This window comes from Zoogloea sp. (assembly GCF_041911615.1).
In the GTDB taxonomy this organism is placed as follows: domain Bacteria; phylum Pseudomonadota; class Gammaproteobacteria; order Burkholderiales; family Rhodocyclaceae; genus Zoogloea.
In genome coordinates, this window is record NZ_JAYROR010000136.1 from 1 (window position 1) to 12409 (window position 12409).

Here is a 12409-nt window from a genome sequence, read left to right on the forward strand (position 1 = left end):
GAATCGGATAAAACCCATTTCCCGACCCATTCGATGGGCATCAAAACGGGAATGGGAAGCCAATTCCGGGAATGAAGTCATGAGAAATCGAATGGCGAGGACCACTGCTGGCGCGGTTTCTCGGGGTTTTGCATCGGGCTGTTAACATCCCGCTCCAGCCGACCGTCAGCCAGCTACGCTTGAATCGCCCCGGCTGCCTCGACGGCCTGCCGGATAAAGCCGACGACGCCCCACCGCGCAGCGGACTTGGGAGCGGCCGGGCTGTCGCTTAAACTAGGGCACCTCGAATTCACCCCCGGCCTGCCCGTCCAGGCCCACACCGCCTCATGTCCGACGCCATCCCTCAGAAGCCCCACGCAGTGATCTGCTACGGCATCAAGAACTGCGACACCATGAAGAAGGCCCTCGCCTGGCTCGACGCGCACGGCGTCGCCTACCACTTCCACGACTACAAGAAAGCCGGCATCGACTCCGGGCGCCTGCACGCCTGGTGCGGCGCGATCGGCTGGAAGACGCTGATCAACACCCGCGGCACCACCTGGCGCAAGCTCCCGCCGGAACGCCAGGACATCACCACCCAGAGCGCCGCCGTGCAACTCATGAAGGAATTCCCCAGCGTGATTCGCCGCCCCGTGCTCGAAACCACCCACGGCCAGCTCCTCGTCGGCTTCGACCCGGACCTCTACGCCAGCCTCGTCACCCCCGCCGGAGCCCCCCAATGAGCGACGCCACCAGCTACGTCCAGCGCTTCCTGCTCGACGAACTCGACATCCGCGGCGCCATCGTCCAGCTCGACGACGTCTGGCGCGCCCTCCTCGAAAACCGCGACTACCCCGCCCCGGTGCGCGACCTGCTCGGCGAGATGAGCGCCGTCGCCTGCGTGATCGGCGGCAACCTCAAGCAGGCCGGGCGGCTCACCATGCAGCTCCAGGGCCACGGCCCGGTGAGCCTGCTGGTCGTCGACATCACCGAGGCGCTCAACCTGCGCGGCTACGCCAAGGCCGGCGAGGACGCCGCGGGCAAGCACGGCGTCGGCGCGCTGATCGGCGACGGCCAGCTCCTGCTGACCCTCGACATGCCCGAACAGCGTCGCCCCTACCAGAGCTACGTGCCCATCGAAGGCGACACCATCGGCGCGATCTTCGAGCACTACCTCACCCAGTCCGAACAGCAGCCCGCCGCGCTCCACACCGCCTGCTCGGGCAACCGCGCCGCCTGCCTGTTCCTGCAGAAGCTGCCCGACGCCGACAGGAAGGACCCGGACGGCTGGGACCGCATCACCCGCCTGGCCGCCACCGTGCGCCCGGACGAACTGCTCGGCCTGCCCGCCGAGGCGATCCTCACCCGCCTGTTCCACCAGGAAACCGTGCGCCTGTTCGACGCCCGCGACGTCACCCACCACTGGCCGCTCGACTGGAACAAGGTGGGCAAGATGCTGCGCTCCCTGGGCCGGGCCGAACTCGACGCGGTGCTCGCCGAACACGGCGAAATCCTCATCCACGACGACCTGTCCAACCACGAATACCGCCTCTCGGCCGACGACGTGGCCGCGCTGTTCGCCGAAGACACCGCCGAACCCCGCACCCTGCATTGATCTCGCGCCAAACGGTGGGCGGACTTGCCCTAAATCTTTGTCAAAAGTAGACTTGGCAGGTTTTATTCCGCACATTCGCCCCCCGTATCCATGGCCGACGCATCCCTGCAGAGCAAACTGATCGAGTTCAAGGGCGCCAGCCTGGCCGTGATGACCGCCTACGTCCGCGACGCGGACGCGGTGCGCCTTGCCGACGCCCTGCACATGATGCTCGGCGGCATGCCCGACTTCTTCGCCGGCGAACCGGCGGTGCTCGATTTCTCCCAGCTCGGCAACGTGCCCGAGCGCATCGACTGGACCGGCCTGCTGAGCCTGCTGCGGCGCTACCAGTTGCAGCCGATGGGCGTGCGCCACCTCGCCGGGCACCTGCACGAAGGCGCGCGCCGCGCCAACTTGGCGATCCTCGGCACCGAAGGCATGTCCGTCGAACGTCCGGTCACGCCTCCGCCCCCGCCCGCGCCGACCCCGGAACCCACGCCCGCCCCGCCCCCCGCCCCCGTCGCGGCGGCCCCGGCGACGAGCGACACCGCCCCTGCGCCGACGCTGATCGTCGACCGTCCGCTGCGCTCCGGCCAGCAGGTCTATGCCAAGGGCGGCGACCTGGTGCTGCTCGCCGGCATGAGCCCAGGTTCCGAGATCATCGCCGACGGCAGCATCCACTGTTACGGCCCGCTGCGCGGCCGCGCCCTGGCCGGCGCCCGCGGCGATACCGGCGCGCGCATCTTCAGCACCAATTTCGGCCCTGAGCTGGTCTCGATCGCCGGCGTCTATCGCACCTTCGAGCGCGGCATCCCGCAAGCCGTCGCCGGGCGCAGCGCCCAGGTCCGGCTGACCGGCTCGGACAACCTGCACACTCTCGAAATCACTCCGCTCCAGTTCGACTGAAGCGCCTCAACACCGAAGGGAACATCTCGTGGCACGCGTCATCGTAGTAACGTCCGGCAAGGGCGGCGTCGGCAAGACCACCACCAGCGCGAGCATCTCCAGCGGCCTCGCCCTGCGTGGCTACAAGACCGCGGTCATCGACTTCGACGTCGGCCTGCGCAATCTCGACCTCATCATGGGCTGCGAGCGCCGCGTGGTGTACGACCTGGTCAATGTCATCAACGGCGAAGCCAACCTGAATCAGGCCCTCATCAAGGACAAGCACTGCGAGAACCTCTTCGTGCTGCCCGCCTCGCAGACCCGCGACAAGGACGCGCTCACCGAGGAAGGCGTCGAGAAGGTGCTCAAGGAACTCGAGCACCTGGGCTTCGACTACGTGGTCTGCGACTCCCCCGCCGGCATCGAGCGCGGCGCAGTCATGGCCCTCACCTTCGCCGACGAAGCGATCGTCGTGACCAACCCGGAAGTCTCGTCGGTGCGCGACTCCGACCGCATCCTCGGCATCCTGCAAAGCAAGAGCCGCCGCGCCATCGAAGGCCGCGAACCGGTCAAGGAGCACCTGCTCGTCACCCGCTACTCCGCCAAGCGCGTGGACGAAGGCGAGATGCTGTCGTACAAGGACGTCCAGGAGCTCCTGCGGATCACGCTGATCGGCGTCATCCCCGAATCCGACGACGTGCTGCAGGCCTCCAACCAGGGCACGCCGGCCATTCACCTCAAGGACAGCGACGTGGCCACCGCCTACCAGGACGTGGTGGCGCGCTTCCTCGAGGAAGACCGCCCGCTGCGCTTCGTGAGCTACGAGAAGCCGGGGCTCCTGAAGCGGCTGTTCGGAGGCAAGTGACATGTCCCTGCTCTCTTACTTCTTCGGCTCCAAGCCCAAGACCGCCTCGGTGGCCAAGGAGCGCCTGTCGCTCCTGATCGCCCACGAGCGCAGCGCCAACCAGCCGACGCCCGACTTCCTGCCCGCCCTGCAGCGCGAGCTGATCGAGGTCATCTCCAAGTACGTCAACGTCTCGGCCGACGACATCAAGGTCCAGCTCGGCAAGCGCGACAACTTCGAGATCCTCGAAGTGGACATCACCCTGCCCGAGCAGTCCAAGTAAGACAGCACGGCCCGGATGGTGAAATCGGTAAACACAGCGGACTTAAAATCCGCCGGCGCGAGCCTTGCGGGTTCAAGTCCCGCTCCGGGCACCATTTCTTTGCATTGACACCGTGATCGTCCTCGACCTCATCTGCGACCAGGCGCACTGCTTCGAAGCCTGGTTCGCCTCGGGCGACGCCTTCGACGCGCAGCACGCCGCCGGGCTGGTGAGCTGCCCGCACTGCAACTCGCACGCAGTGCGCCGGCTCCCGTCGGCGCCCTACGTGCAGACCTCGTCCCATTCGGCCGGTCCGGCCGCACCGACGCATCAGCCCGACGCAGCCACCATCGCCGCGCGCCTCGTCGAAGCGCTGCGCAGCGCCGCGGGCCAGTCCGAAGACGTGGGCGAGCGCTTCCCCGAGGAGGCCCGCCGCATCCACTACGGCGACGCCGAGGAGCGCGCCATCCGCGGCAAGGCCAATCGCAGCGACCTGCTCGAACTCATCGACGAAGGCATTCCCGTCCTGCCGGTTCCGCCGGACAAGGACGACCTCCACTGAGCGGCGCCCAGCTCAAATCGGGTTTGCCTGCGGCCACCGCGCGGCCTATAACGTCTGCATAGCCTCTCCGCATGACATCCGTCGTGCGGCCACCGCAGCCCGCCGGAGCCCCGACCATGCCCCACGCCTTTTCACGCCACGCCCTGCTGCCTGCCGCGCTGGCGCTCCTCAGCCTCTCCGCCCAGGCCGTCGACTGCGGCATGAATCCGGCCTTTCGCCAAAAGGACGGCAACGCGAAAGGTGGTACCACGGCCGTCTGGGCGGCCCCCGACCAAGGCACGTTGCTGTTCGTCGAAGGGCTCAACGTGAACACCGACGGCACCCGCCGCTCGTACAGCGTCGACGACTTCTGGGGCGAGACGAAAGCCCTCAACAACCTCTGCAACGCCATGCGCGACGGCTGCGCCGGCCTCGACGCGGCCGGCAAGCGCGCCCGCCGCATCGCCACCCAGAAAGCCGCGGCGGCGGGCTGGCCAGCCGACCAACTGGCCCAGACGCGGATCGCCAGCGCGATCATCCCGTTCCGGCACGGCAAGCCCTGCCCGGCGGTGGACGGCTTCCTGGTGTCCGCCACGGCCCTCGCCCGGCCGCACATCGACGATCAGTGCGACATCGCCAATTACCTCGACGCGCTCACGGTGCCGGCCATCGTCCTCCCGAAGAATCCCGCCAAGGGCGTGCCGTCCGAGTTCGCCCGGCGCAACGCCCGGATCGGCGATCTGGTCGTCACCCTGGTGCCCGGCGCGGCGGCCCCGGTGTACGCGGTGGTGGGCGACACCGGCCCGGCCGACGAGCTAGGCGAAGGCTCGATCGCCCTCAACGGGAAGCTCCTCGGCAAGACCAGGCCACCGGCCAATTATCAGGAAGTGCGCGGCAAGGGGCCCTACGCCGGTCGAGGCTGGACGGTGCCGAAGGCCGCGGTGCTGATCTTCCCGGGAAGCCGCGACGAGGCCGAGCCGTTCATGGGCGTCGATCGCATCGACGCCGCCGCCCGTCAGCGTTTCGACGCCTGGGGCGGCGTCGAGCGCCTCAACGCCTGCATTGCCGCCTACCCGCAAAACGCCAAATAGCCGCGCCTCACCGCCGGTCTCGCCCCCGTCGCGACAGGAGCACGTCATGCACCGCACCCACACCATCGCCCGGATCGCAGGATTCGTGGGGTCTGCCCTCGCGTGCGCCCCCGGCGCATCCTTCGCCCAGGCGGCCCCCGCGGCGGCCGAGCTGACCCGCTACGCGGACGTCGCCGAGTCGGGGCTCGCCAAGGACGTGCTCGATCGGGTGATCGCCCGGGGCGGCAAGTCGAAGCGTTACACCGACGTGCTGCCGCTCGATGGCGGCACGGTGGGCATCGCCCATTTCGCGGTCGGTGGCCTCGCGCCGCTGTATCGGCACATGGACACCCAGCGCTACTTCGGTCGCAGCGAGACGGTGATGGTCAAGCAGTTCGCCGCCGCCTGCCGTCCCGCCAACCGCAGCGGCAACGACACCGGCTGGGGCTGCTACGCCCAGCGCTGGTGGCGCGACGGCATGAACGCCTTCGTCCACAGCGCCGAGAGCCCCGCCGCCCAGGAAGCGGCGTGGCTGGAGATGATGAAACCGGTGGTCGACAACGCCCTCGACCACGGGTGGCACGACCGACGCAGCCTCGCCATCGCGCTGGGCATCGCCAACTCGATGGGCGCCGCCGGCTTTGCCCGCCTCGCCGAGCGCAACCACTGGCGCGCCGAGGACACGCTGCGCGCCTACGTCGGCGACAACGCCCACCGGCAACGTCGGCGCGACGCCATCGACGCGCACTTTCCGGTCGGCCACTGAACGCCACGCCAGGACGGCGCGGCGCCGCATCAGCCGCGAATCCGCGCCGTCGCCTCGGCCACCCGCTTGCCGAACTGGCGGAAGGTTTCCAAGTCGCCCGGCGGAATTTCATCTACGCTGGCGTCGGACGGCGTCTGGGCCATCGCGCCGCTGAACGAGCCGACGTAGTTCAGATCGTTGCGCCCGGCGGCCTTGGTGTTGGACGGCATCATGCCGGTGCCGACCCAGATCCCGCTGTGCTGCATCGCGAGGGTGAACAGGTAATGCAGGGTCGACAGCTTGTCGCCGTTCATGGTGGCGCTGTTGGTGAAACCGGCAAACACCTTGTCCTTCCATTGCTGGGTGAACCAGGCCTTGCTGGAAGCGTCGGCGAACTTCTTGAACTGCCAGCTCACGGTGCCCATGTAGGTCGGGCTGCCCATCACGATCGCGTCGGCGGCGGCGAGGCGCTCCCAGCCACCTTCGGGCAGGTTGCCCTCGGCGTCGATGGCGAGCAGCTCGGCATCCGCCCCGCTGGCGATCTGCGCGGCGAGACGTTGGGTGTGGCCGTAGCCGGAATGGAAGACAACGACGATTTTTGCCATGGTGATGCTCCTTTTATCGGTTGAAGGGCAAGAGAAAATCGAGAGCCGCGGCGGCGCCGGTCAGGGCGCCAGGTCGAACACCAGCACTTCGGCGTCGCGCCCGTCGGTGAGGCGGAGTTCGCCCTCGTCGGCGATCAGCGCCGCATCGCCGGCCTGCAGCGGCTGACCATTCACCGTCAGCGCGCCTCGTACCAGATGCACGTAGGCCTTGCGGGCCGGGTCGAGCGTCAGGCGGGCCGATTCGTCGGCGTCGAACAGCCCGGCGTACAGCGTCGCGTCGGCGTGGATCGTCACCGACCCCTCGGCGCCGTCGGGCGAGGCCAGGCGGCACAGGCGCCCGCGCTTGGCACTGTCGGGAAACGTCTTCTGGGCGTAGCCGGGTTCGATGCCGACCTGATCCGGCTCGATCCAGATCTGCAGGAAGTGAGTCTCCCGATCGGCCGCGTGGTTGAACTCACTGTGGCGCACGCCGCGCCCGGCGCTCATGCGCTGCACGTCGCCGGGCGGAATCGCCGCGCCGTTGCCCATGCTGTCCTTGTGGGCGAGCTCGCCGGAGAGCACGTAGCTGATGATCTCCATGTCCCGGTGACCGTGGGTACCGAAGCCGGTGCCGGGGGCGATGCGGTCCTCGTTGATGACCAGCAGGTTGCCCCAGCCCTGCCAGGCGGGGTCGTAATAGCCGGCAAACGAAAACGAATGGTGGCTCTTGAGCCAGCCGTGGTCGGCGTGGCCGCGGTCGTCGGAACGGCGAATCGTCAGCATGGTGGGCTCCTCGTGAAAGTGGAACCATTGTGCCGACCCGCGCGGCCTTCGCGGTGCAGACGCTTTGATGGCATCATTCAAAAAATTTGAACGATAAACCCGCCATGCCGCAAAAAAGCCCGTTGGCGCGCGATCTCCTCACACCCGACGCCCTCGCCATGCTGCAGCGCATCGCCGACGCCGGCAGTTTTGCCGCCGCGGCCCGCGCCGCCGGCATGGTGCCGAGCGCGCTCACCTACCGGGTACGTCAGATCGAGGATGCCCTCGACGTGCTGCTGTTCGACCGCAGCGCCCGTCAGGCCCGCCTCACCGAAGCCGGCCGCGAACTGCTGCGCGAGGGCGCCCGCCTGCTCGACGAGATCGACGCGGTAGCCAACCGGGTGCGGCGGGTCGCCACGGGCTGGGAATCGCACCTCACCTTGGCGGTGGACGGCGTCATCAGCCGCGCCACGGTGCTGGAGCTGTGTGAGCGCTTCTTCGCCCTCGCCCCGCCGACCCGCCTGCGCCTGCGCGACGAGGTGCTGTCGGGCACCCTCGAGGCACTGACCAGCGGCCAGGCCGATCTCGCCATCGGCCTGGTGAGCGCCGCCACGCCGCCGCCCGACGTGCAGCTGCGGGCCCTTGGCGAGCTGCGCTTCATCTTCGCGGTGGCGCCCCACCACCCGCTGGCTCGCGCCGCCGAACCGCTCTCCGACGCGGTGTTGCGGGCCCACCGGATGGTCGCGGTGACCGACTCCACCTCCCGTGGCGACGGCCTCTCGATCGGCCTGCTCGGCGGGCAGGACGTGTTCACCGTGCCCGACCTGCCGGCCAAGCTCGACGCCCAGCTACGCGGCCTCGGCGCCGGCTTCCTGCCCGAGTCGCTGGCCCTGCCCTACGTCGAAAGCGGCCGTCTGGTGGTGCGCGCGGTCGAACGCGACGACCGCCTGCTGCGCGTGAATTACGCCTGGCGCCATCGCGGCCCCACCGCGCCGGGCAAGGCGCTGCGCTGGTGGCTCGACCAGCTCGAGCTGGCGACCACCCGCCTCGCGCTCCTCGACCGCCGCCGCGCCGCCCCATGAAGACCATCGACGCCCTTGCCCGCGGCCTGGAAGTGCTGCGCAGCCTCGACGAGCGCCGCGGCCAGTCGCTGGCCGAACTGCACCGCGTCACCGGCGTGCCCAAGGCCAGCCTGCTGCGCATCCTCGACACCCTCGAACAGGGCGGCTTCGCCTGGCGCGCGATCGGCGACCGGCGTTACCGACGCCGGGTCTCGCTGATCTTCCGACCGGGCATCGACGACGCGCTGCTGGGCATCGGCGAGATCGCCGCACCCTTCCTCGAAAGCCTGCGCATGAAGGTCATCTGGCCGTCGGACGTGCTGGTGCATCGCAACTTCCGCATGGAGCTCGTCGAAACATCCCGCCGCCAGAGCGCCCTCAACGTGGCGGTGTACGCCATCGGCTACCGGGTCGAGATGTTCCTGTCGGCCCCGGGGCGCGCCTTCCTGGCCTTCTGCAGCGACGCCGAGCGGGCCGCGATCCTCGCCGACGCGGCCGCCCATCCGCCCCAGCTCGCCCGCGCCCGGCAGGTGCTGGCCGGCGAACTGCCGGCCATCCTCGGCGAAACCCGGCGCCTCGGCTACGCCTCGCGCGACCCGCTCTTCGGCGGTACCGAGGACAAGCCGATGCACGTCCACGACGACGGCATCGATGCCATCGCCGTGCCCGCCGTCGCCAACGGCAAGGTGCTGGCCTGTGTCAATCTGGTGTGGCCGCGCAAGTACCGGCTCAAGGCACAGATCGTCGCCGACCATCTGGGCGACCTCCAGGATGCCGCCGGCGCCATCGCCGCCGCCGCGGCCCGCGCCCCGAAATGTTCCACTGAGTGAAACGCTGGCAGTCCCGAACAGAAAATCTCGAGACTCTGTGCAAGCATGTCTCCACCGGTTGGCGCCCGTCGTCCGCCGGCATAAGAAAACCACCGGAGACAACCAGATGAAACCGATTCCGCCGCTCCTGGCGACGCTGTGCATCCCGGCGCTCGCCCTGGCCGCCGGCAGCGCCCTCGCCGCCTCGCCCGCCAAGCGCCCCAACATCCTCCTGATCGTCGCCGACGACCTGGGCTACACCGACATCGGCGCCTTCGGGGCCGAGATCGCCACGCCCAATCTCGACCAACTCGCCAGCACCGGCGTCAAGATGACCAGCTTCTACGCCTCGCCCTTCTGCTCGCCCACCCGCGCGATGCTGATGTCCGGCAGCGACAACCACCTCGTCGGCTTCGGCGACATGGCCGAACTCATCACCGACGAACAACGCGGCAAGCCCGGCTACGAGGGCTACCTGAACGACCGCGTCGTGCCGATGGCGCAGGTGCTCAAGGACGCCGGCTACCGCACCGCCATGGCCGGAAAGTGGCACCTGGGCGTGGCCGAGCAGTTCAGCCCCGCCAGCCGCGGCTTCGAGCAGTCATACGCGATGGTGATGGGTGGCGCCAGCCACTGGGGCGACCAGTCCGGCATCGTGGCGATGGACCCGGCCAAGCCGCCCAAGGCGATCTACCGCGAGAACGGCAAGGCCATCGACATCCCCCGCGACGGCTTCTATTCGTCCCAGGCCTTCACCGACAAGCTGCTCGAATACCTCAAGAACGGCGAAGGCTCCGGCAAACCCTTCTTCGGCTACCTGGCCTTCACCGCGCCCCACTGGCCGCTGCACGCACCCGATGCCGACATCGCCAAATACGAAGGTCGCTACAAGGACGGCTACGACGCCCTGCGCAAGGCGCGCATCGCCCGTCTCAAGCAACTCGGCCTGATCGCCGCCGACACCCCGATCTACGAAGGCCACCCCCACTGGCCCAGATGGGACAGCCTGACCCCCGCCCAGCAGGAATCCGAGGCCCGCCGCATGACGGTCTATTCGGCGATGATCGAGAACATGGACCGCCAGATCGGCCGCGTCATGGCCTACCTCAAGGAACGCGGCGAGCTCGACAACACCTTCGTGTTCTTCATGTCCGACAACGGCGCCGACGGCAACTCGGTCTACGACGTGGGCCGCACCCGCGAGTGGATCCACAAGGACATGGACAACAGCACCGCCAACATCGGCAAGCCCGGCTCCTTCATCGAGTACGGCCCCGGCTGGGCCCAGGTGGGCATGACGCCGTTCAAGCTCTACAAGTCGTTCATGTACGAAGGTGGCATCTCGGTGCCGGCCATCGCCTGGGGCCCCGGCATCCACGGCGGCACCGTCAAGCGCGAATTCGCTCACGTGATGGACGTGGCCCCGACGATCTTCGAACTCGCCGGCACCCGGCATCCCGGCACCACCTACAACGGCCGCGAGGTGCTGCCCCTGCGCGGCAAGTCGATGCTGCCCTACCTGCAGGGGAAGGCCACGCTGGTGCGCGGCAAGGACGAGCCGGTGGGCTGGGAGCTGGGCGGCCGCAAGGCGCTGCGCAAGGGCGACTGGAAGATCGTCTATGCCAACCAGCCCTGGGGCACCGGCGGCTGGGAGCTCTACAACATCGCCCGCGACCGCAGCGAAAGCCGCAACCTCGCCGCCAGCCAGCCGGCCAAGCTGAAGGAGATGCTGGCCGACTGGCAGCGCTACGTGGCCGAAACCGGCACCCTCGAGATCGACACGCTCGCCGACCGCCCCGGCTACAGCAACGGCGGCAAGTACTACGACGACCTGGAGATCGAAGTGAAGATGCAACCCCGCGGCGCCACGCCGGCCGCTCGCTGAGCGCCCGCGACGTGATCCGGATGCGCGGCCTGCTGGGAGCCCTCGCCGTCCTCGTCACCCTCCCCGCCCTCGCGGGGACGGCGACGCCCCAGGCCGGGCCGCGCCCCGGCTACGTACCGGAGAGCCAATGCGCCGCCTGCCACCCCCAGCAGGCAGCCGTCTGGAAAAACTCGAAGCACGCCAAGGCGATGCAGCCTGCCAGCCCGGCCACGGTACAGGGCGACTTCGCCGACGTCCGCTTCGCCGAAGCGGGCCGGCAGGTACAGTTCAGCCATCAGGGCCGCCGGCTTTACGTTCGCACCGAGGGCCCCGACGGCCGCCCGACGCAGCACCCGGTCGCCTACGCCTTCGGGCTGCGTCCGCTGCAACAGGTGCTGCTGCCGCAGCCCGGCGGGCGCCTGCAGGCCCTCGACGTGGCCTGGGACACGCAGCGCAAACGCTGGTTCTCCCTCCAGCCCGACGGCGTCGCCCCGCCCGGCTCGCCGCTGCACTGGCGCGGCCGCTTCCAGAACTGGAACCTGATGTGCGGCGAGTGCCACACCACCGCCTACCGCAAGGGCTACGACGCGGCCCGCGACACCTACCGGACCACTTGGGCCGCCCCCCACGTGGGCTGCCAGGCCTGCCACGGCCCCGGCGCCGATCACGCCACGAGCGCCCGCACCGGCGCCACGCCGCCCCGCCCCACCGCCAACCCGGCGCTGGCCGATGCCCACGGCCAGGCCGACCAGTGCGCCACCTGCCACGCCCGCCGCACCCGCATCGTCGAGGCCGCCGAGCCCGGTCGGCCACTTCTCGACAGCTTCATCCCCGACACCCTGCGCGCCGGGCTCTACCACCCGGACGGCCAGCAGCACGACGAAGTCTTCGAATACGGCAGCTTCCGCCAGAGCCGCATGTACCAGGCCGGCGTCGCCTGCGCCGACTGCCACGAGCCCCACGCCGGCAGCCTGCGCGCCAGCGGCAACGCCCTGTGCGTGCGCTGCCACGCGCCGACGCCCGACCCGCGCTTTCCCGGCCTGCGCGCCAAGGATTACGACAGCCCGGCGCACCACTTCCACGCCGCCGGGCAGCCCGGCGGTCAATGCGTCGACTGCCACATGCCGAGCCGCGACTACATGGTGGTCCACGCCCGCCGCGACCACGCCATCCGCATCCCGCGCCCCGACCTGACCCGGCGCATCGGCACGCCCAACGCCTGCCAGGGCTGCCATGCCGACAAGTCCGCCGAGTGGGCCGAGGCCGCCATCGAAGGCCACCACGGCCGCCACGCGCGCCCCGCGCACTACGGCGAGATCCTTGCCGCCGCCCGCGCCGGCCAGCCCGGGAGCGCCGCCGCCCTGGCGGGGCTGATCGGCGACCGCCAGCAGCCCGCCATCGTGCGCGCC

The 12409-nt window shown here is 69.4% G+C and carries 14 protein-coding genes and 1 tRNA gene; 13 read left to right on the plus strand and 2 right to left on the minus strand.

Annotated features, from left to right (window positions below; translation table 11 throughout):
* Positions 1–326: 326 nt before the first annotated feature.
* The 9 genes from ACE3P2_RS18100 to ACE3P2_RS18140 all read left to right on the plus strand — a co-directional run bounded on the left by ACE3P2_RS18100 (position 327) and on the right by ACE3P2_RS18140 (position 5941).
* Positions 327–722 carry an ArsC family reductase gene (locus ACE3P2_RS18100; RefSeq protein ID WP_374267051.1) on the plus strand — a complete coding sequence of 132 codons (396 nt, stop codon included), beginning with the start codon at positions 327–329 and terminating at the stop codon, positions 720–722.
* Complete coding sequence (locus ACE3P2_RS18105) at positions 719–1594, plus strand: Hsp33 family molecular chaperone HslO (protein ID WP_374267053.1); 876 nt, start codon at positions 719–721, stop codon at positions 1592–1594. The genes ACE3P2_RS18100 and ACE3P2_RS18105 overlap by 4 nt, the downstream gene beginning before the upstream one ends.
* A 90-nt stretch (positions 1595–1684) precedes the next feature.
* A complete protein-coding gene (minC, locus tag ACE3P2_RS18110) occupies positions 1685–2479 on the plus strand; it encodes a septum site-determining protein MinC (RefSeq protein ID WP_374267055.1) in 795 nt (264 codons plus the stop codon).
* Positions 2480–2507: 28 nt separating this feature from the next.
* Positions 2508–3323, plus strand: coding sequence for a septum site-determining protein MinD (gene minD / locus ACE3P2_RS18115; protein WP_374267057.1), 816 nt, complete (start codon positions 2508–2510; stop codon positions 3321–3323).
* Position 3324: 1 nt separating this feature from the next.
* Complete coding sequence (gene minE / locus ACE3P2_RS18120; RefSeq protein WP_374267059.1) at positions 3325–3585, plus strand: cell division topological specificity factor MinE; 261 nt, start codon at positions 3325–3327, stop codon at positions 3583–3585.
* Positions 3586–3594: 9 nt separating this feature from the next.
* A tRNA-Leu gene (locus ACE3P2_RS18125) sits at positions 3595–3679 on the plus strand.
* 18 nt (positions 3680–3697) lie between these two features.
* Positions 3698–4126: a DUF1178 family protein gene (locus ACE3P2_RS18130; RefSeq protein ID WP_374267061.1), complete on the plus strand. Its 429-nt coding sequence runs from the start codon at positions 3698–3700 to the stop codon at positions 4124–4126.
* Positions 4127–4242: 116 nt separating this feature from the next.
* Entirely contained in the window at positions 4243–5196 is a 954-nt protein-coding gene (locus ACE3P2_RS18135; protein ID WP_374267063.1) for a hypothetical protein, read from the plus strand.
* 46 nt (positions 5197–5242) lie between these two features.
* Positions 5243–5941, plus strand: coding sequence for a hypothetical protein (locus ACE3P2_RS18140; RefSeq protein WP_374267065.1), 699 nt, complete (start codon positions 5243–5245; stop codon positions 5939–5941).
* 29 nt (positions 5942–5970) lie between these two features.
* Here ACE3P2_RS18140 and ACE3P2_RS18145 read toward each other — a convergent pair whose 3' ends face one another.
* Both ACE3P2_RS18145 and ACE3P2_RS18150 read right to left on the minus strand, forming a co-directional pair.
* Complete coding sequence (locus ACE3P2_RS18145) at positions 5971–6525, minus strand: flavodoxin family protein (RefSeq protein ID WP_374267067.1); 555 nt, start codon at positions 6523–6525, stop codon at positions 5971–5973.
* Positions 6526–6585: 60 nt separating this feature from the next.
* Positions 6586–7287, minus strand: coding sequence for a pirin family protein (locus ACE3P2_RS18150; protein WP_374267069.1), 702 nt, complete (start codon positions 7285–7287; stop codon positions 6586–6588).
* A 104-nt stretch (positions 7288–7391) separates the two neighbouring features.
* Here ACE3P2_RS18150 and ACE3P2_RS18155 point away from each other — a divergent pair, with 104 nt between their 5' ends.
* The 4 genes from ACE3P2_RS18155 to ACE3P2_RS18170 all read left to right on the plus strand — a co-directional run.
* Positions 7392–8348: a LysR substrate-binding domain-containing protein gene (locus ACE3P2_RS18155; RefSeq protein ID WP_374267071.1), complete on the plus strand. Its 957-nt coding sequence runs from the start codon at positions 7392–7394 to the stop codon at positions 8346–8348.
* Entirely contained in the window at positions 8345–9157 is an 813-nt protein-coding gene (locus tag ACE3P2_RS18160; protein WP_374267073.1) for a helix-turn-helix domain-containing protein, read from the plus strand. Before ACE3P2_RS18155 ends, ACE3P2_RS18160 begins: the two co-directional genes overlap by 4 nt.
* A gap of 106 nt (positions 9158–9263) precedes the next feature.
* Positions 9264–11021, plus strand: a complete 1758-nt coding sequence (locus tag ACE3P2_RS18165) for an arylsulfatase (protein ID WP_374267075.1) — start codon at positions 9264–9266, stop codon at positions 11019–11021.
* 20 nt (positions 11022–11041) lie between these two features.
* Positions 11042–12409 (plus strand): multiheme c-type cytochrome (locus tag ACE3P2_RS18170; RefSeq protein WP_374267077.1); only part of this gene is annotated, 1368 nt, incomplete at its 3' end.

What these genes read in the sequence shown, in the direction of transcription:
- ACE3P2_RS18100 (WP_374267051.1), top strand. Translation starts at nt 327, where the DNA reads ATGTCCGACGCCATCCCTCAGAAGCCCCACGCAGTGATCTGCTACGGC.
- ACE3P2_RS18105 (WP_374267053.1), top strand. Translation starts at nt 719, where the DNA reads ATGAGCGACGCCACCAGCTACGTCCAGCGCTTCCTGCTCGACGAACTC.
- minC (WP_374267055.1), top strand. Translation starts at nt 1,685, where the DNA reads ATGGCCGACGCATCCCTGCAGAGCAAACTGATCGAGTTCAAGGGCGCC.
- minE (WP_374267059.1), top strand. Translation starts at nt 3,325, where the DNA reads ATGTCCCTGCTCTCTTACTTCTTCGGCTCCAAGCCCAAGACCGCCTCG.
- ACE3P2_RS18135 (WP_374267063.1), top strand. Translation starts at nt 4,243, where the DNA reads ATGCCCCACGCCTTTTCACGCCACGCCCTGCTGCCTGCCGCGCTGGCG.
- ACE3P2_RS18140 (WP_374267065.1), top strand. Translation starts at nt 5,243, where the DNA reads ATGCACCGCACCCACACCATCGCCCGGATCGCAGGATTCGTGGGGTCT.
- ACE3P2_RS18145 (WP_374267067.1), bottom strand. Translation starts at nt 6,525, where the DNA reads ATGGCAAAAATCGTCGTTGTCTTCCATTCCGGCTACGGCCACACCCAA.
- ACE3P2_RS18150 (WP_374267069.1), bottom strand. Translation starts at nt 7,287, where the DNA reads ATGCTGACGATTCGCCGTTCCGACGACCGCGGCCACGCCGACCACGGC.
- ACE3P2_RS18155 (WP_374267071.1), top strand. Translation starts at nt 7,392, where the DNA reads ATGCCGCAAAAAAGCCCGTTGGCGCGCGATCTCCTCACACCCGACGCC.
- ACE3P2_RS18160 (WP_374267073.1), top strand. Translation starts at nt 8,345, where the DNA reads ATGAAGACCATCGACGCCCTTGCCCGCGGCCTGGAAGTGCTGCGCAGC.
- ACE3P2_RS18165 (WP_374267075.1), top strand. Translation starts at nt 9,264, where the DNA reads ATGAAACCGATTCCGCCGCTCCTGGCGACGCTGTGCATCCCGGCGCTC.